Genomic DNA, 20,097 nt, shown 5'->3' on the forward strand with positions numbered 1-20,097 from the left:
TGTCCCGGTATACATGTACGAATTCAAATGTGAACTGTCAATGTTTAAGGAGGAAATGAAGCAAATGGCACAAATGAACATGAAAGAAGCAATCCGTGATGCGCTTCGCGTGGAGTTGAAACGTGATCCTAACGTTCTGCTTTTCGGTGAAGACGTAGGTAATGTAGGCGGCGTTTTCCGTGTAACGGAAGGTCTGCAAAAAGAGTTTGGCGAAGAGCGTGTATTTGATACACCACTGGCTGAGTCCGCTATTGGTGGTCTGGCTGTAGGTCTGGGTGTACAAGGCTTCCGTCCGGTTGCTGAGATCCAATTCGTTGGTTTTATCTTCGAAGCCCTTGACCAAATGGTAGTGCAAGCTGCTCGTATGCGTTTCCGCTCCGGTGGAAAATACAATTCTCCAATCGTATTCCGTACACCATTCGGTGGCGGTGTAAAAGCGGCAGAATTGCATACAGATTCCCTGGAAGGTCTGCTCACGCAAACACCAGGTATCAAAGTCGTAATTCCTTCTAACCCTTACGATGCAAAAGGTCTGATGATCGCTTCTATTCGCGATAACGATCCTGTATTCTTCATGGAACACTTGAACTTGTACCATGCTTTCCGTGCAGAAGTGCCTGAAGAAGATTACGTTGTTGAATTGGGCAAAGCGAACGTTGTTCGTGAAGGTTCTGATGTAACGATCATTACTTACGGTATGATGGTTCACACTTCTGTGAAAGCAGCAGATGAACTCGAAAAACAAGGAATCAAAGTTGAAGTTATCGACCTTCGTACGGTTAGCCCGATCGACATCGATACTATCGTTGCTTCCGTTAAGAAAACAAACCGTGCAATTGTTGTACAGGAAGCTCAAAAGAGCGCAGGTGTTGCAGCTGAAGTCATTGCCCAAATCAATGAAAAAGCAATCCTGCACTTGGAAGCGCCGGTTCTGCGTGTAGCTGGTCCGGACACTGTATATCCATTTGCACAAATCGAAGATACATGGCTGCCTAACCCGGCGCGTATCATTGCTGCGGTTAACAAAGTCGTAAATTTCTAATTTAATCATCTGACATGCCGCAAGGCGCAGTATGGTGATTCACACCGCAGCGCAAGCTGCACTGTAAACAGCCATTAGCCCCTTGAGTAACAGTTATTTGCATTAGCAGTAACAGTTGTTTCTTGGAGTTAAGGGTTGTTTTCAGGATTGAGCACATAATCAAGGAGGTTTTTCAGTTGGCTAAATTTGAATATAAATTCCCTGAATTGGGCGAAGGCCTGCACGAAGGCGAAATCATCAAGATGCACATCAAAGTCGGTGACAAAGTAACTGACGACGACATCATCATGGAAGTACAGAACGACAAAGCGGTTGTAGAAGTACCTTGTCCGGTTAACGGAACAGTTACAGAAGTATTCGCTAAAGACGGTCAAGTCTGCCACGTTGGTGAAGTTGTAGCGATCATCGATGCAGAAGGCGAACTTCCTGAGCAAGACGACGCTCCTGCTGGCGATCAAGGTGAGCAAGAGAAAGATGCAGCTCAAGGCGGAGCTGACACAAGCGGTTCTTCTGCAGCAGCTTCCAGCTCGGATGCAGCTAAAGAAGGCGGCAACAACAGCGTTCCCGCAGTACCTGCCAAAGACGTTCTGGCAACACCAAGCGTGCGTAAATTTGCTCGCGAACAAGGTGTGGACATCGCTCAGGTTAACGGCACTGGCAACAACGGTAAAGTAACCAAAGAAGATGTTGAATCCTTCAAAAACGGTGGCGGTTCTTCCGCAGCGGCATCTTCCGAAGCTCCGGCTCAAGAAGAGAAAAAATCCGCAGCACCAGCAGCTGCAACTGATCAACACGTTGAAGAAGAGCGCGTACCATTCAAAGGTATCCGTAAAGCGATCTCTAATGCAATGGTTAAATCGGCTTACACAGCACCTCACGTTACAATCATGGACGAAGTGGACGTAACTGAATTGGTTGCTTTCCGTACTCGCATGAAACCAATTGCAGAGAAAAAAGGAACAAAAGTTACTTATCTGCCATTCATCGTTAAAGCACTGGTTGCGGCTTCCCGCCAATTCCCGGCTCTGAACGCTATGATTGATGAAGAAGCTAACGAAATTGTTTACAAAAAATACTACAACATCGGTATCGCTACAGATACAGACAACGGCTTGATCGTTCCTGTTATCAAAGATGCTGATCGTAAATCCATCTGGATGATTGCTGATTCTATCCGTGATCTGGCTGCTCGTGGTCGTGAGGGCAAATTGAGCGCGAATGAAATGAGAGGAAGCACAATCTCCATCAGTAACATCGGTTCTGCTGGCGGTATGTTCTTCACTCCAATCATCAACTTCCCTGAAGTTGCTATTCTCGGAACAGGACGCATCAGCGAAAAAGCAGTGATCAAAAACGGCGAAGTAGTTGCAGCACCTGTAATGGCTCTTTCCCTGAGCTTTGACCACCGTATCATCGATGGCGCAACAGCACAAAACTTTATGAATTACATTAAACAGCTGCTCGCTAACCCTGAGCTGCTTGTTATGGAGGTGTAAGATATGGTAGTAGGCGACGCTTCTCTCAATATCGACACATTAGTAATTGGTGCGGGTCCTGGCGGCTATGTAGCTGCCATCCGCGCTGCTCAACTGGGCCAAAGCGTATTGATCGTAGACAAATCCGAACTGGGCGGTGTTTGTTTGAACCGTGGATGTATTCCATCCAAAGCCCTGATCTCTGCTGCGCATCAATATGAGTCTGCACTTCACGGTGAAGCTTTTGGTATCTCTGCTGAGAACGTAAAAGTGGACTTCAGCAAAACTCAAGAGTTCAAAAACGGCGTTGTTAAGAAAATGACTGGCGGCGTAGCTGGTTTGCTCAAAGGCAACAAAGTTGAAGTTTTCAACGGTGAGTGCATGTTCATCAACGAAAACGAAGCTCGTGTATTCAATGACCACGAGTCTCCACGTTACAAATTCAAAAATGCAATTATTGCAACAGGTTCCCGTCCAATCGAACTGAAACCTTTCCCGTTTGGCGGACGCATTCTGTCTTCGACAGAAGCTCTGAATTTGCCTGAAGTACCAAAAAGCATGATCGTTATCGGTGGCGGATATATCGGTGCTGAGCTTGGTCAAATGTACTCCAAATTCGGTGCGAAAGTAACAATCATCGAAGGTTTGGATACAGTACTGCCAGGTTTCGATAAAGACATGACTAGCCTCGTGGCTAAAAACATGAAGAAAACAGGCATCGAAATCGTAACGGGTGCAAAAGCTGAAAGTGCTGAGCAAACGGATAAAGATGTAACTGTTAAGTACTCTGTAAATGGTGAGTCCAAAGAAGTAACTGCAGATTACCTGCTAGTAACTGTTGGACGTCGTCCAAACACAGATGGAGAATTGGGTCTTGACATGATTGGTGTTGACGTTGACGAGCGTGGATTTGTCAAAGTAGACCACCAAGGTCGTACTAGCATTCCTCACATCTTCGCAATCGGTGATATCGTATCTGGCTTGGCTCTGGCACACAAAGCTTCTTATGAAGGTAAAGTGGCTGCTGAAGCAATCGCAGGACAACCATCTGTAGTTGACTACAAATGTATGCCAGCTGTTGTGTTCACAGATCCAGAGTGTTCCAGCGTAGGTTACACTGAGAAAGAAGCTAAAGAAAAAGGTTACAAAGTAAAAGCTGGCAAGTTCCCTTATGCGGGTAACGGCCGTGCTGTATCTTTGAACCACGCTGAAGGCTTCGTGAAAATCGTAGCTGACGAAGAAAGCGGCCTTGTATTGGGTTGCCAAATCGTAGGTCTGGAAGCTTCCAACCTGATTGCTGAGCTTGGTTTGGCAATTGAGATGGGCGCTACTTTGGAAGATCTGGCTCTCACAATTCACGCTCACCCAACTTTGGGCGAAATCGTGATGGAAGCTGCGGAATTGGTTATGGGTCACCCGATCCACATCATCTCCCGTTAAGATCATCTAAGCTTCGGATCCGTCCGGCATTATACGTATATCAGAAGAGACGAATGACGTTAACGCGTTATTCGTCTCTTTTTTTCTGAGCAAGAGCCGAGAAATTTAGGATACCCTTGTATGTGATATGATGAAAATTTACACGCTCATAAGTTTCAGTGAATTGATTTTATCCAACAACTCAATTGTGGTACACTGTAGTAATGATCAGTCATGATGTGGCTCCAAGCCAATCACGGTCTATATATTTAGTTAAACTAACCTTTTACACGAGAACGTAGAGGACAGAAAAAACCTGAAGAAGCGGAGCTAAAAGCTTTCTGAAGGAAAGCTGCATCGGAAGTATACGCTTTGCCTTTATCCCCGGATTTTACCTTTGGAAAAGGAGATTAAAAAAATCTGGGGATAACAGCGATCGGAAGGTTGTTCTGTCATCGGAGTGGTAAGTGTAAATATTCTTTAGTGAGGGGATTTCAACATGAAAAACTATCTCGATTTATTGCAGGATATTCTGAACAACGGCGTGCATAAAGGAGACCGTACAGGAACAGGAACACAATCTGTATTTGGCAGACAACTCCGTTATGATCTCTCCGAAGGATTTCCGCTGGTAACAACCAAACGAATTCATCTCAAATCGGTTATTCATGAACTGTTATGGTTTTTGAGTGGCGATACCAATATATCTTATTTGAAAGAAAACGGTGTGAAGATCTGGGACGACTGGGCGGACGAAAATGGGGATCTCGGTCCGGTATACGGCTCGCAGTGGCGTACATGGGAAGCACCAAACGGAGAAAAAATTGATCAGATCGCTGCAGTCATTGATTCGATCAAAAATAATCCGGATTCGCGTCGTCACCTAGTCAGCGCATGGAATGTGGCTGAGATCAATAATATGAAGCTTCCACCTTGTCATTTTGCGTTTCAGTTTTACGTTGCAGAGGGTAAATTATCTTGTATGCTTACGATGCGTTCCGTGGATACGTTCCTCGGATTGCCGTTTAACATCGCGAGTTATGCGCTCTTGACTCATATGATCGCCCAGCAATGTGATCTTGAGGTAGGTGAGTTCATCTGGTCTGGAGGGGATGTTCACATCTACTCTAACCATGTTGATCAGGTTAAAACGCAGCTGGAGCGTGAACCTTATGCTTTACCTAAGCTGGTAATCAAACGTAAACCGGATTCTATTTTTGATTATAAGTTTGAAGATTTCGAGTTTGAGAACTATCAGCATCATCCGGGCATTAAAGCTCCAATTGCAGTCTAATTATGTGTTCAATCTCGACAAGAGACTTGGATTGAAGGAGTGTATTACCCTTGAGTATTGAATTGGTATGGGCAATGGGGGAGAACGGTGTGATCGGATTAAATAATTCGATTCCATGGCGTTTACCCAAGGATATGGCCTTTTTCAAACAACGTACGCTGAACAAAACCATTATCATGGGACGTAATACGTGGGAATCTTTTGGCGGTAAGCCGCTTCCTCAGCGTCGTAACATCGTAGTGACAAGAGATCTGAACTACAAGGTGGAACAGGCTGAAGTCGTACATACGATTGAGGAGGGTCTGAGTGTAACCAAAGGTGAGGAACTGTGCGTAATTGGGGGTTCCCAAGTGTATCGTGAGTTCCTGCCACTTGCAGATCGTCTTGTGGTGACCAAAATTCATGAGAATTTTGAGGGAGATACGTTTTTCCCTGAAGTGGATTGGTCCGAATGGGAACTGATTGAACAGATTGAAGGCGAACAGGATGAAAAAAATGTTCATGCGTATACATTCGAATTTTACGAACGTAAACGGTAAATATAACATAAGAAATTCCTGACTTCGGTCGTATTTGTATGATGAGAGGCGCTGATTGCGAAATATTCGTGAACAGCGTCTTTTCTTTATAAAAAAAATGAGTCACTTGTTTAAACTGGAATACATATAACATTAATATAACATGAGTAATTGGTATTTATGTATATTATACATACGGCTAAGCATTAAACAGTAAAAAAGTGTAAAAATTTTGGGGTTTTAACGTTGTGAAGCCCTAAAACAGGTCTGATATTCGGAATTGAGAACGATTTATAGCAAAATATGTTGAATTTTATGACAAATTATCTAACATTTACTTAACGTTTCGACCTTTTATTTCTTTAACACACACCAGATTTTGCAGTTCAAAACCACATTTAATACCAAAATAAGGGTATTGACCATGAGTAGACTTGAAAGATATGATGTATAAAATACAAATAATTATGCGGATAATCCATTTAATATTCAGCACAGTAAATGCTACTATAATTGAAATATCTTCGAGAAGATTTTGTGATACAATAGACAAAAACTCAAGTAATGAGTAATCCATTTCATATAGAACCATGCACATGAAGGGATTAAGACAAGAACGGATGGGGGAAAACGTAAGATGTCTACACCTACTGGATTTATGGAATACAAACGTCAACTGCCAACAGATCGTGAGCCAGCGGAGCGGATTAAGGATTGGGAAGAGTTTCATAAACACATGGCTGAAGAAGAGCTCAGAACACAAGGTGCACGATGCATGGATTGTGGTACCCCGTATTGCCATACAGGTATAGATATGATTGGCGGCACGTCAGGTTGCCCCGTGCATAACCTGATTCCAGAATGGAATAATCTTGTATATCGCGGACTGTGGAGAGAAGCACTTGAGCGCCTTCACAAAACGAATAATTTCCCAGAGTTTACAGGTCGCGTCTGTCCAGCTCCTTGTGAAGGATCATGTACAGTTGGCCTAATCGGTCAGCCTGTAACCATCAAAACGATTGAAGAAGCAATTATTGAAAAAGGGTTCGAAGAAGGATGGGTCGTTCCCCAACCTCCTGAAAAACGTACGGGTAAACGTGTAGCTGTGGTAGGCTCAGGTCCAGCGGGATTAGCTACTGCGGCTCAGTTGAATAAAGCAGGACACTCGGTAACCGTATATGAGCGTTCGGACCGTGTCGGCGGATTGCTGATGTACGGTATCCCAACGATGAAATTGGATAAAAACGTAGTTCAACGTCGTGTTGATCTGCTCGAAGCAGAAGGCATTCAATTCATTACGAACACCGAGATTGGTAAAGATATTGCAGCACAACAACTGGTGGATGAATATGACGCTGTTGTATTGTGCGGTGGTGCAACGAAGCCGCGTGAATTCAATATTGAAGGCAGCGACTTGAAAGGCGTTCATTACGCAATGGATTTCCTGAATGGCAGTATTAAGAGTTATCTGGACTCCAATCTGGAAGATGGTCAATATCTGTCCGCTAAAGATAAAGATATTATCGTCATTGGTGGCGGTGATACAGGATCTGACTGTGTGGCTACATCGCTGCGCCATGGTTGTCGTACGATCACTCAATTCGGTACGCATACACAAGCGCCTATGGAGCGTGACCGCATTAACAACCCTTGGCCGCAATTCCCGAACGTATACACACTTGATTATGCGCAAGAGGAAGCCAAAGCGTTGTTTGGTCAAGATCCGCGTGAGTTTTCCATCATGACAACGAAATTTGTTGGAGACGATGAGGGGAACCTCAAAGAATTGCATACAGTACAGATCGAGCGTATTGTGGATGAGACTGGTCGCAAGATTTATCAGCCGATTCCAGGTACAGAGCGTGTATTCCCGGCTCAGATGGCCATGATTGCCATTGGTTTTGATGGACCGGAACAAACGTTGGTAGAGCAACTGGGACTTGCAACAGATCGTCGCACAAACGTTAAGGCACGTTACGGCAAATACAACACCAATGTAGATAAAGTATTTGCAGCAGGTGACATGCGTCGTGGTCAAAGCTTGGTTGTATGGGCAATTAATGAAGGCCGTGAGGCTGCTCGTGAAGTGGACAAATACTTGATGGGTGCTTCGGTTCTGGTGTAAAAGTATAGAATAAGTTATCAATGACAACCTTCGCGATCAGCGAGGGTTGTTTGCTGTTATTTTAACCAATTTGACTACATATTTCATGTAAGTGTGAGCAATATCATTGCTTTTTAAGTGATAAAGATTTATTATTATATTATAATGATTATAAATAAGGATTAACTGAAACCATGAATCCGTACGATAAAAGTAAATTTCAATGAATATAAATCGGAGGTGCGACCTGCTATGGCAAGTAACCGGGACAAGTCCATTTCAGAACAGATCTTTCACATTAAAAATCAATTGGTTGAAAAAGGATATAAGTTAACACAACAACGGGAAGTTACTGTACGTGTATTGCTTGAACATGAAAAGGATCATTTTAGCGCAGAGGAAGTATTCCTGCTGGTTAAGGAGCAGTTCCCTGAGATTGGATTGGCTACCGTATACCGCACTCTCGAACTGCTGAGTGACCTTCAGGTCGTTGAAAAGATTAACTTTGGTGACGGCGCTGCGCGTTTTGATCTGCGAAGTACAGACGGTTCCCATCACCACCATCATTTGATCTGTACAGAATGTGGTAAAGTGGAAGAGATTATGGAAGATGGTCTGCTTCGTTTGGAACAACAAATCGAGCGTCAGTATGGCTTTGCTGTTACGGATCATCGTCTGGATTTCCAGGGTGTGTGCAAAGAGTGCAGACAAAAGCATGTATTAAAGGAGCAGGCAGCAGGATAATTCATTTCGGGAAGGTGCTCCCGAATCCAAAATCTGATATAATGAGTTTCAGAAGCAAGGGGCTTCCGTCGGCGGAATGCCCCTTTTTGCCGTCATGCGGACGGTGAAGGAGGAGAGATGGACGGATGAAGACACTGGTTATAGCGGAAAAACCCGACATGGGTCGAACCATTGCCGCCGTCATAGAACCAAAGGCCAAGAACAATCGCACGTATCTGGAGGGTGAACATTACATCATCACTTGGGCGATAGGGCATTTGCTTGGACTGGCTGAACCGGATGCCTATGATACAAAGTACAAGCGCTGGAATATAGCGGACCTGCCGATCATACCCGATCAGTTCAAGATTGTACCCAATCCGAGGACTAAAGATCAGCTTAAAATGATTGGAGAACTGGCAAAACGGGCTTCAGCGATCGTTAATGCTTGTGATGCAGGGAGAGAAGGTCAGTACATCTTCGCCCTCATACAACAGCAATTGAAGCTGAGTCAGCCTGTAAAGCGTTTATGGATATCGGATTTGACAGCAGAGAGCATTAGACGTGGTTTTGATGGTCTGAAGGATGCCTCTGAATTTGAAAATTTGACCCATGCTGCTCGCGCCAGAAGTGAAGCTGATTGGCTGATCGGAATGAATGCCTCACGGGCGTTTACAACCCGCCATAATGCATTGTTGTCTGTAGGCCGTGTGCAGACGCCGGTACTCGCGCTAATCTACGATCGTGAAATAGAGATTGAAGTGTTCCAGTCACAGACCTTTTATGAAGTAGCCGCCTGGTTTCGGCAGGAAGGTGTCGAGTACCGGGGGCTGCGTCAGGGAGATAAGTTGACCGATGCGGAGGCAGCAGAGGCCATTGCAGCCAGTGTGAAGGGCAAGACAGGGCAGATTACCAAATACGAAGCAAAGCAGACGAAGGAGTATCCGTATCGTTTGTATGACCTGACCCTTTTACAGCGTGAAGCCAATGCCAAGTTTGGATATGGAGCCAAAAAAACACTGGATATCGCACAGGCCTTGTATGAAAAACACAAGGTAATTTCGTATCCGCGGACAAACTCCAACTATGTTACAGAACAGAATATTGAAGGTATGCACAAAACACTAAACCTGCTTAAAAATGGTACCTATAGTGAGCTTGCGCAAGGGGCCAAGCCAGAGCTTGTTCATAAGAATAATAAAGGGGTATGTAATCCGAGCAAGGTTGAGGATCACCATGCGATCCTACCTACTTTGAAGCGACCAGGTACCTTATCCAAGGATGAGCAGAACATCTATGATTTGATTGTAAGACGTTTCTTGTCTCACTTTTATCCTCCGGCGGAGTATAAGCAACATACCGTGCTCACCGAAGTGGAGAAACATCAGTTTAAGACATCTGTCAAAGAGCTGTTGTCCCTCGGATGGAAAGTGGTTCTCGGTTCTGGAGATCAGGAACAGGGCGGTGCAGGCAAGAAAAAGACCAAGAAAAACGGCAATGAGGAAGAGGAAGCTGAAGAGTGGACGGACAAGGCTTTTGCTGTACAACCTGAATTGCCTGTTCAATGTACGAAGAGTGAGTTCAAGGAGAAGGCGACCCAGCCTCCCAAAAGTTATACCGAGGGAACATTGCTGAAAGCGATGGAGAGTGCAGGCAAGCAGATCGAGAATGAAGAGCTGCGAGATGCGATGAAAGATAGTGGTCTGGGTACTCCGGCTACACGTGCGGCTACAATTGAGCGTCTCAAAAACGTAGGCTACATTACGCTGCAAGGGAAGAAAATGCAGTTAACGCTCAAAGGCAGAACGGCTATTGAGTTGATTCGTCGCGCGGGTGTAGATCTGTTAACTTCACCTGAGATGACCGGGCAATGGGAAAGAAGGTTATATCAGATTTCCAAAGGTGAGGCGGGTCAGGACAAGTTCATGGAGAACGTTAAGAAATTCACCTTGTCCATCATTGAGAAAGTGCGTGTACAAGCCCCGGCACCAGCAGATGCTTTTGGGGAAGATTCGCGTGGAGGTAGGGGAAAAGGCAAGGGAGCCAGAACGCAGGCCGGGAATACAAGGACATCTGCCAAGATGGCTAGTGGCGGTTCAACTGTAAAAACGTCTCGTCAGGCTACGGCATCTTCATCGAGAGTTGGCAGTGGGAAAAGCACGACCACTAAGGCGCCGTCCTCAAGTGCGAGCTCATCTGGAGTGAGAGAGTTACTGGCACCTTGCCCTTCTCCCGGCTGCTCGGGTCAGATTATAGAGGGCAAGAAGGGTTATGGATGCTCACGTTTCAAGGAAGGCTGTTCGTTTGTGGTCTGGAAAGAGTATGCGGGCAAAAAAATCACCAGTACGATGTTAAAATCGCTGATTGAGAAGGGCAGTACACAAGTGCTGTCTTTCAAACGAAAAGACGGGAGTATGGTGAAAGCGCGTATTATTTTGCAGGACGTAGTAACAGGCAAATTATCTGGCGAGAAGCAGGATGCTTGATCTTAGTTAACAGTTAACATACAGCAAAAGGACCCTTATCCAAGGGTCCTTTTCTGTTGCTGCTGTTGTATATTTTCGTGTATGACTTTAGGGACTTCTTCCAGTGCAGTGATGGTATACATCGATGTTTCCGGATTAGGCTGAAGTTCTACGATGTTGTATTGCCATTCATTCGGTTGTTTGATATAAATGCTGTGAATTCCGGCTTTTACCGCAGGCATAATATCTGTGCGTAGTGAGTTGCCAATCATCCATGTTGCACGACGATCAAACGGACCATTAGACAGAATGCCTTCCAGTGCCTCGACGTTTTTGTGTTGTCGGATATAGATCCGATCATCAAAATAAGCCGAGAGTTTCATCTGATCAATCTTGCGCTGTTGGATCACGGTTTCACCGCCCGTATATAAGTAGAGGGAATGTCCAGCACCTTTGAGGTTCTCAAGCGTTTCAACCATATGAGGGTAGGGTTCAACCTCCTGATCGTACACACTCATACCCAATTTACTCAGATAAGACTCTTCTCTGGGAGAGGTTAATCTGGCGAACTTGCCGGAGAAATAACGATAGGTATCAATCAGGGATTGCGGGAAATGATGACTCGCAAAACCAAGCTTGTTCACTCCGGTTACATCGATCTCCAGCTGTTTTTCCCGAATCTCTTGTGTTGTCAGAGAATGTCCATCAAACCACTCTTGCATATTCTCAAAGAATTCTCCCAAAATCAGGTTGAAGTATTTGTTGCAATATACGAGTGTATCATCAAGGTCAAACAAAATATGTTGTTTCATTATCTAACTCACTCCTTGTAGCCAGTAAATCCACAATGGTTCAACTAAATTATATACGAATATAGGATTCCAGGAACATATTCAATTCAGATACGCCATCCGGCCGAATGCTGTATTTCTCTTTACGGTTACTTCCGAGCAGATGGGTCCGTAGCAGACCTGCGATGCGTAGCGCCATAACCTGGTCTTTGACCGTGTCTTCGTCTTTACCCAATTCTTCACACATCTCAGCGAGGGATTTGGGTTCATCCGATACGTAACGAAGCAAGCGAAGTCTTTCGGGATCAGCCAGCGCATGGGTAAAACGTAAAAGGCATGTTGGTGGCTGGTCTTCGTTCTCTTCAGGTGCATCTACGGGATACTGCATGATCATCATCCCCTCATAGAAGCAGTACATATTAATAGGACGATTGTGCACCGTTGGGAAAAGGATGACTTCGTTCAATCCAGGCATCGGTTCAACAAGAACACCGGCTGTAGCATATTCAATAAGCAGTTCAGGTCCCATTTTATCAAGCAAAATGCGTTTTTCTTCTGCATCTTCTTCCAGCCACACACGCTGATCTTCGCTCATATTCTGACAGTAGTGTTCATCCCATAGTCGCAATAATGGGACATAACTGTTCCGAATGCGCGTAGATTCTTCTATTGTAAGAGCGGGTAGAAGAGGAGACACACGTGCAAACAGGTCTTCCGCTGTCATTGCGGCAAGCATGTCCAGGAAATCACGATTCTCCGATGTATCATTTTGATAGGCTGCCCATGCAAACAAAACATCAAAATCATCAAAAGGCCAAGTGGCAGCAGGTGCGAGCGCAGCTCGTACATTGGAACTTAGTTTGCCTTCCACTTCCAGAATCCATTCAGGACCAATATCCAGATGCTGAATCCATTTTTTCGTGACATAAACCAGAAAGCTGTTGAGCATTTCATATATCGGTGAAACATCAATTTTCACATGATAAGCCATATTGTTGCAGAATCCTCCCGTCACATCTAAATGTACGCAGCGACTTAAGTACGATTAGTGCGTGTTCAAAAAGTCTGGTTTTCAGTACCAAGAAGATGGAATGAAGATAGAAATGGAGTAGCGGAGCGTAGGAAAACTACGTGAGCAACGGACATTTCGGCTGAAATTCATCTTCGAAGCTGATGATGCCACTAGGCATGATTCGTAATCAAAAGTGAACTTTTTGAACAACCTCTATTATGGCTTGTTTTGCAGGGCGTTGTCCACTATAATGTTCAAGTCCGGGGCAAAGCCCTGATCTTTGAATAGCAGTTTAAAACCATATGTATACCATACAAAAGTCGTCAGCGATGGCGATTTTTCTTTGTGTGCTCGCAGGAGGAATGAATTCGTGTCATCGATTACTCGTCCCAAACTATCACACTCGACAGCCAACTATCTCATTTTGATTACGGTTATTGTGGTGGCGGGAATAAGTCAGGGGCTTTTGCTACCTGTGCTTTCGATTTTTTTGGAGCAAAAAGGGGTTTCACCAGGTTTAAACGGATTAAACGCCGCCGCGTTGTACATTGGTTCTTTTGCCATGACTCTCGTTGCGGAGAGACTACTGGGTGCATTCGGTTTCAAAAAGTTGATTGTAGGTGGCCTGATATTAGTCATGGTCCCTTTAATATTGTTTCCGTACTTACCAGATATTAAAATATGGTTCATTTTGCGTCTGGTGGTTGGAATAGGAGACAGTGCACTTCATTATGCGGCTCAGCTCTGGGTGTTGCTCGTTACTGCACCTGAAAAGCGTGGGCGCTACATATCACTATATGGCATGTCCTACGGGCTGGGATTCAGTATTGGACCGCTGGGAATTAAGCTGCTTGGCTTCGGTGATGCTGTCCCTTTCTGGGTCTTGTTCATCTGTATAGCAGCAGTGCTTATACTGGTATTAATGAAGCTTCCGGATACGAAGCCAGAAAAAGCAGAGCATGGCCAACTGCCGGAACGTCGATTCCGTCGTAGTCTGGCATGGGCTTGGTATGCACTTTTACCAGCACTCTTATACGGATATATGGAAGCAGGTATGAATAGTAACTTCCCCGTGTATGGGCTGCGTATTGGATTCGATACCAGTCAGATTTCGTCGTTGCTTCCTTTTATCGGGATTGGAGGTTTGTTCCTTCAATTGCCACTCGGGATGATGAGTGACCGATATGGGCGTAAGAAGATATTGATGTTTGCGGGCATCAGTGGAGGAATCATCTTCATGCTGGTTCCAGTCGCAGGTACACATTTTTGGTGGACGCTTGTATTGTTAACAATCGCAGGTGGTCTGGTCGGCTCCTTTTTCTCACTGGGCCTGGCCTATGCCGCAGACATTTTGCCTAAGGTGTTGCTGCCTGCAGCCAACGTTGTGGCATCCTTTCATTTCACGATAGGAAGCATTATTGGACCGAATCTAGGTGGTCAGATGATCAACTGGATTTCACCTGGAAGTATGTTCACGTTGCTGGGAATCATGTACCTTCTTTTCGGCTTGGCAGGTATATTATTTCGTCGTAAACCTGAGTTCGAATCTGTGTTAAAATAGAAGCTGGTGTTCGCATGGAAATTGATGTCCATTTCCGAGTACACTAGTGGTAGGGAAAAACATGGACAAGAGGAGACATCGCGATGATCAGAGTAGAGAACTTGAGTAAATCCGTTGGCGTGGACCGCGTTCCCGTTCTACGGGATATTCGATTTGATATGCAACAGGGTGAAATGATAGCTGTAGTTGGCTCAAGCGGTAGCGGTAAAAGCATGTTGCTTAAATGTTTGGCCATGATGGAAAAATGGGATTCCGGCCGGTTTACGGTGGATGGCGCCGAGATTTTGAAAGAAGGCTGGTCTGGAAAACGGAAAATCAAACGGGAATGGGCATACTTGGAACAAAATCCAGAATTATTTCCTAGACGTACGGCCCTTAAAAATGTGTTAATCGGACGATCGGGTCAGACTCCCGTATGGAGAATGGTAACCGGTATGGTACGTTCCGATGATTATATGGGTGCTATGGATTATCTCGAAGGATTGGGATTACTTGATAAAGCACATCAAATAGCAGAGAAGCTCAGTGGTGGCGAGAAGCAGCGTGTTGCTATTGCAAGAGCACTTGCTCACGGTGCCAAAGTCGTTTTGGCGGATGAACCAGTCATTGGTCTTGACCCTCACACAGCAGATTCGGTGCTGGAAACGCTGCGCAAATTATGTGAAGAAGAACGTGCAACAGTCATTGCAGTACTGCCTATTGAGCTTGCTGAGAAACATGCCACACGGATCTGGGGATTGGCAGAAGGCAAGATTGCTTTTGATATTCGTGGACGAAGACTGACACAGCAAGAAAAAAACCAGATTTAAACTATTGAAAAGAGTGATGAGATTGTTTAATTCACGGTGGGGACGCTTTGTAGCAGCAGGAACTATGGCGATTATGCTTGGTTCTGTTCTAAGCGGATGCACAGTCATAAGTGATCCAAAGCTTCTGATGAAGCAACCTATGATGTCCATGGACAAGGAGAAATTATATACGATTGTACAGAAGGAACAACCATCGGAGAGTAAGTTAATTCGGCCCAAAGATCTGAATAATACAAGCATGATTCGTGTTGCTGATCTGAATGGTGATGGTACTCGTGAGGCTATTGTTTTCTACGAAACCCCTAATGAGAATGTGCGGATTCATGGAATGCTCTTAGAGGAACAGGGTGATACATGGGTGAAAAAACTTACATTTGACGTTCCGGGGAATAGCTTGCAATCATTTAAATTATTGGATATTACAGATGACGGAAATCCAGACATTGTTCTGGGGGTAAGTGTTGAAGCCCAGAAAGCCTTAATGGCATACTCCTACAAAGGAGGTGCCCTTGAACAGGTAATGGGTGGTGTGCCCTACAATCAATTTATTATTGACGATATTCAAGGAAACGCGTTGGATTTAAATGGGGACAACGAAAGTGATTTTGTGATAGTGACATTAAATACGAGTGGTTTTGCCACAACTGCCTTATATCAATTTGATGAGGGGAGTTTTAAAGAAGTAGATCGGATGCAGACTGACTATACTGTGAAAGAAATATATAGCGCACTCGGCGGACAGATTGCTGAGAACAAAATGGGTATTGTTTTGGATGCTGAGTTAGATGATCGAAGTACTTTTTCCCAGATCATATATGTAAAAGACGATAAATTGATAAATGCTTTCAAATCACCCGATCAAACTTATAGAGATGACAAAATTTTAAGTAGTGATGTCAATAATGATGATATTATTGAGTTTGGATTAAAAGAAACACCAAAGGGTTGGGAGCATTATGTTTTTGATGAGCGAATGTGGTTCTATACTTTTTACCAGTGGGATGGAAAAGATGGGAAGAAATTTGTCTCTTTTCAGTATCGGGACGATGCAAATTCATTCCATTTAAATCTCAAATCAGATTGGTATGGGAAAATAACTATTGATACTAAATCAGAAAAAAACAAGTATATTCGCTTTAAAATGATTGACACTGATGAAACTGTTGGTGAAATTAAATACTTCACACTTTCGCAGTGGGAACAGGAGAAGGGAAAGAGTTGGAAAGAAATCACACGGAACAATGAACATATTATTGCTTCACGTGGTTCTCAACTTGATGCGAACCCTGGACTCTTAGAAAATTTATCGCAGACAAATAGAAAGGAAGAACTTAATGAGTAAAGTACTTATTCTTGAGGATGAGGAATCCATCCGCAGTTTTATTGTAATCAATTTGAAGAGAAACGGATTCGAAGTACTTGAAGCTGGAGACGGGCATGAAGCGCTTCGTATACTGCAAACAGTACCTGACATTGATCTGGCTCTACTGGATGTTATGGTACCTGGTATAGATGGTTTCGAGGTGTGTCGCAGGATCCGTGAGACCAATGAACGTCTGGGTATCATTTTCTTAACCGCCAAAGTTCAGGAACAAGATAAAGTATACGCACTCTCTGTTGGTGCAGATGATCATGTAAGCAAGCCTTTCAGCCCAACAGAGTTGATTGCGCGTATTCAGTCCTTATTACGCCGTGTGAACGTGCACCGGGAAACTGCGGCGAAGGTTACGTTCCAGTCTGGACCATTTTCACTGGACTTGATCTCGAAGCAATTCAAGAAACAGAATGAAGCCATTGAATTGACTCCAACGGAGTTTTCCTTAATTCAGTTTTTTCTGGAAAAAGAAAATACACCGCTCAGCCGCGATGTGTTGTTAGATCATGTATGGGGCAAAGAGTACATGGGTGATCCCAAAATTGTGGATGTCAACATTCGTCGTCTGCGTCAGAAAATTGAGAACAATCCTTCCGAGCCCGAATACCTCCAGACTGTATGGGGTCACGGCTACAAATGGAAGGGCCGGGAGCAATGATTAAAAAAGGCATTACGCGACAGATCGTATTACATTACTTCATCGTAGTTTTTCTTGCTCTGTTGTTAGTTGAATTCATATTTATGCTTGCAGTGCAAAGATACTATTATGAGAGTATCTATAATACTATAAACCAGCGGATTACGATGACAAATGATTTTAAAGAACCTTTGTCTCTAGTGAATGGTGCAGAAGATGGTAATAATCTATCGTATCTGCTTGTGAATCTTCAACTTGATAATACTGAATTACAAATTCTCGATTTGAACGGAAGAGTATTGGCCAGTTCTACGGCATTTGAGTCAGAACATGCTGTTCTTCAGACCAGTGACATCTCTCAGGCGATGAACGGGAATGTGGGGCGTTGGGTCGGGAGACAGCCAATTACAGGAGAACAAGTGATGGCAGTATCTCATAAACTTGACCTTGGAGGCGAGAATACTTACGTTGTCAGGTACTTGACATCTCTTGACCTAGTTAATTCAAAATTACTAGTGATGGGATTGCTTGCAGCTGCTGTAGGTGTTGCTGTGCTTTCTCTTGTATTGATCATCAGTATTGGTATGGCAAATTCCATTGTACGTCCAATTAACAACATCACCGCAGTATCTGCCCAAATGGCCAGAGGACGGCTGGATGTCAGGGTTAAGGGGAATTATAAGCACGAACTGGGCGAATTGGCATCAACACTTAACTTCATGGCACATGAGATTGTGCGGAGTAATCAGATCAAGGATGATTTTATCTCTTCGATCTCACATGAATTAAGAACACCTCTGACCAGTATTAAGGGCTGGAGTGAGACACTCGATTCAGGCGGTTATGATCCGGAAGAAACCCGTATCGGTATGGGTATTATCTCCAAGGAAACCGAACGACTGATTGGACTTGTTGAAGAGATGCTGGATTTCTCCAAATTGCAGCAGAATCAGATGAAGCTGGTCAAAGGAACGGTCAACATTCGTGAAATTGTACAGGAAACGATGTTGAATGTCTGGGCCAAAGCGGAACAAAAACAGGTCCATCTCAAGTTGGAAACGGACGAGACTCGTGCTTATAATGTCCATGGAGACGGTAACAGACTGAAACAAGTCTTCCTGAATGTTGTGGATAATGCGATCAAATTTTCACATGAGAATTCCTGGATCTTCTTGTCGGTCAAAGAGGAGAATGGTCAGATCATTGCAGCTGTTCAGGACACCGGTATCGGAATTAGTGAAGAACATTTAATTAAAGTACGGGACCGTTTCTTCCAGGTGAATCATCAAAATGGGGGAACGGGGCTGGGTCTTGCGATTACGCAAGAACTGGTAGAACTGCATGAGGGAACGATCACGATGCAAAGTGAACTCGGATCGGGGACAACCGTTACGGTTACATTACCGGCTGTGTCTGAGGAGATGGGTCCAGAAGAATCTGTAACCGCGTCTGGTGATGCTGAAGTCACAGATGAGCGAACAGCTAGTGATGCTAGCGATACAAAGTCAGATCTAGAAAAGTCTTAAGGTTTTAAAAGATAAGCGATTTTTCTACCTGATGATCGAGCATGTACGCTTTATAACTTCCATATCAACACAAAAAAAAGGTGAGCCATCCAAGGCTCACCTTTTTTGCATATTCTTATGAAGAAAGTTCGCCAGTGCGCAGGCGTCCACTTTTCTCATATACTTCTTTCAACATACGAACAGGTTGCGTACGGACAGCCGGTTTGGCAGAGACGATCTCGTTAGGTCCAACGACCACAATTTCATCTGCTGTACCTTTAACGATTGCACCGTCCTTGATTATTGCACCTTCACCGATGATGGCACGTTCGATGTGAACCCCACGGCCTATGCGTGCGTTAGGCATAACAACACTGTCTTTAACTTCAGAGCCTTTACCCACTTCTGCACCGCAGAAGATAACGGAACGTTCCGAACGACCTTCGATTGCACAAGAATCGTGAATCATGGAAGTAACATGTTCGATCTTTGTATGTCTTGCTTTGTAAGCACTTGGTTTGGAGCGCCAGTCGCGAGTAAACATCGGCCAGTTTTCTTTTTGCAGACTCCAGTCTTCCTCGTTGTGTAACAGATCCATATGTGCATCCCAAAGGCTCTTAACCGTACCTACGTCTTTCCAATAACCATTAAAGTTATAGACAAAGAGGGGATTATTTTCGTTCAACATTTGAGGAATCACATCTTTACCGAAGTCATGACTGGATTCAGGGTTAGCGGCATCTTGCAAGAGATGGCGTTTCAGATAATCCCATTTGAACATGTAAATGCCCATTGAAGCCAGATTACTTTTTGGTTCAGCCGGTTTCTCGGCAAACTCGGTTACACGCAAATCAGCATCGGCAGCCATGATCCCAAAGCGATGTGCTTCATCCCATGGAACTTCCATAACTGAAATCGTTGCTGCGGCATTATTGGCTTGATGAGCCTCCAACATATCGCGATAATTCATATGATAAATATGGTCACCCGACAAAATTAGAACATTTTCGGGGTTTTGTTGATCAATATAGTCGATATTTTTATAAATAGCATCCGCCGTTCCCAAGTATTCGTCATTTCCTGTATGATAAGATGGAAGCAAGGAGATTCCTGCCTCACTTGAGTTGCCATGTCCCCATGGTTCTCCTCCACCGATGTGATCGTGTAAAGATTCCGCTTGGTACTGCGTCAATACTCCTACAGTATCGATCCCTGAGTTTACGCAGTTACTGAGAGGAAAATCGATGATCCGGTAGTGCCCGCCAAACGGTACAGCGGGTTTTGCGATACTCGAGGTTAAAGGGGCTAATCGCTTCCCTTCTCCTCCCGCCAACAGCATAGCGATGCAATCTTTATTAAACATAATC

General features: G+C 44.3%; 16 protein-coding genes. 13 read left to right on the forward strand and 3 right to left on the reverse strand.

What is annotated here, in order from left to right; genetic code table 11:
• Positions 1-64: 64 nt before the first annotated feature.
• The 8 genes from MKY28_RS08625 to MKY28_RS08660 all read left to right on the forward strand — a co-directional run bounded on the left by MKY28_RS08625 (position 65) and on the right by MKY28_RS08660 (position 11,061).
• Entirely contained in the window at positions 65-1,042 is a 978-nt protein-coding gene (locus MKY28_RS08625) for an alpha-ketoacid dehydrogenase subunit beta (RefSeq protein WP_036613653.1), read from the forward strand.
• Positions 1,043-1,218: 176 nt separating this feature from the next.
• Positions 1,219-2,538 (forward strand): dihydrolipoamide acetyltransferase family protein, encoded by a 1,320-nt coding sequence (locus MKY28_RS08630; protein WP_340935651.1) that lies wholly within the window; start codon positions 1,219-1,221, stop codon positions 2,536-2,538.
• A gap of 3 nt (positions 2,539-2,541) precedes the next feature.
• On the forward strand, positions 2,542-3,957 hold the full coding sequence (gene lpdA, locus MKY28_RS08635; protein WP_036613658.1) for a dihydrolipoyl dehydrogenase: 1,416 nt from the start codon (positions 2,542-2,544) through the stop codon (positions 3,955-3,957).
• Between the two features lie 478 nt (positions 3,958-4,435).
• Positions 4,436-5,230: a thymidylate synthase gene (gene thyA, locus MKY28_RS08640; protein WP_339193713.1), complete on the forward strand. Its 795-nt coding sequence runs from the start codon at positions 4,436-4,438 to the stop codon at positions 5,228-5,230.
• Positions 5,231-5,280: 50 nt separating this feature from the next.
• Positions 5,281-5,769, forward strand: coding sequence for a dihydrofolate reductase (locus MKY28_RS08645; protein ID WP_076250241.1), 489 nt, complete (start codon positions 5,281-5,283; stop codon positions 5,767-5,769).
• Positions 5,770-6,385: 616 nt separating this feature from the next.
• The gene (locus tag MKY28_RS08650) at positions 6,386-7,873 is read left to right on the forward strand and encodes a glutamate synthase subunit beta (RefSeq protein WP_036673826.1); all 1,488 of its coding nucleotides are present in this window, start codon (positions 6,386-6,388) and stop codon (positions 7,871-7,873) included.
• 231 nt (positions 7,874-8,104) lie between these two features.
• Positions 8,105-8,596 (forward strand): ferric iron uptake transcriptional regulator, encoded by a 492-nt coding sequence (gene fur, locus MKY28_RS08655; protein ID WP_036613667.1) that lies wholly within the window; start codon positions 8,105-8,107, stop codon positions 8,594-8,596.
• Positions 8,597-8,721: 125 nt separating this feature from the next.
• On the forward strand, positions 8,722-11,061 hold the full coding sequence (locus tag MKY28_RS08660; RefSeq protein WP_340935652.1) for a type IA DNA topoisomerase: 2,340 nt from the start codon (positions 8,722-8,724) through the stop codon (positions 11,059-11,061).
• A gap of 35 nt (positions 11,062-11,096) precedes the next feature.
• Here the strand turns inward: MKY28_RS08660 and MKY28_RS08665 are convergent, their stop codons facing one another.
• Entirely contained in the window at positions 11,097-11,852 is a 756-nt protein-coding gene (locus MKY28_RS08665; RefSeq protein ID WP_340935653.1) for an HAD family hydrolase, read from the reverse strand.
• A 49-nt stretch (positions 11,853-11,901) separates the two neighbouring features.
• A complete protein-coding gene (locus MKY28_RS08670; RefSeq protein WP_036673823.1) occupies positions 11,902-12,822 on the reverse strand; it encodes an ArsR/SmtB family transcription factor in 921 nt (306 codons plus the stop codon).
• A 391-nt stretch (positions 12,823-13,213) separates the two neighbouring features.
• Here MKY28_RS08670 and MKY28_RS08675 point away from each other — a divergent pair, with 391 nt between their 5' ends.
• The 5 genes from MKY28_RS08675 (at position 13,214) to MKY28_RS08695 (ending at position 18,751) form a co-directional block, all read left to right on the forward strand.
• Positions 13,214-14,404: an MFS transporter gene (locus MKY28_RS08675; protein WP_340935655.1), complete on the forward strand. Its 1,191-nt coding sequence runs from the start codon at positions 13,214-13,216 to the stop codon at positions 14,402-14,404.
• An 83-nt stretch (positions 14,405-14,487) separates the two neighbouring features.
• Positions 14,488-15,213 carry a phosphonate ABC transporter ATP-binding protein gene (locus MKY28_RS08680; protein ID WP_036613671.1) on the forward strand — a complete coding sequence of 242 codons (726 nt, stop codon included), beginning with the start codon at positions 14,488-14,490 and terminating at the stop codon, positions 15,211-15,213.
• A 4-nt stretch (positions 15,214-15,217) separates the two neighbouring features.
• Positions 15,218-16,555 (forward strand): hypothetical protein, encoded by a 1,338-nt coding sequence (locus MKY28_RS08685; RefSeq protein ID WP_340935657.1) that lies wholly within the window; start codon positions 15,218-15,220, stop codon positions 16,553-16,555.
• On the forward strand, positions 16,548-17,246 hold the full coding sequence (locus MKY28_RS08690; protein ID WP_017688086.1) for a response regulator transcription factor: 699 nt from the start codon (positions 16,548-16,550) through the stop codon (positions 17,244-17,246). The genes MKY28_RS08685 and MKY28_RS08690 overlap by 8 nt, the downstream gene beginning before the upstream one ends.
• Positions 17,243-18,751, forward strand: a complete 1,509-nt coding sequence (locus MKY28_RS08695) for a sensor histidine kinase (RefSeq protein ID WP_340935660.1) — start codon at positions 17,243-17,245, stop codon at positions 18,749-18,751. The genes MKY28_RS08690 and MKY28_RS08695 overlap by 4 nt, the downstream gene beginning before the upstream one ends.
• 115 nt (positions 18,752-18,866) lie before the next feature.
• On the opposite strand, the gene MKY28_RS08700 is transcribed toward MKY28_RS08695, so the two are convergent.
• Positions 18,867-20,093: a glucose-1-phosphate adenylyltransferase gene (locus tag MKY28_RS08700; protein ID WP_100527400.1), complete on the reverse strand. Its 1,227-nt coding sequence runs from the start codon at positions 20,091-20,093 to the stop codon at positions 18,867-18,869.
• Between the last annotated feature and the right edge of the window lie 4 nt (positions 20,094-20,097).

Source organism: Paenibacillus sp. FSL R5-0473 (genome assembly GCF_038004565.1).
Taxonomy (GTDB): Bacteria; Bacillota; Bacilli; order Paenibacillales; family Paenibacillaceae; genus Paenibacillus; species Paenibacillus amylolyticus.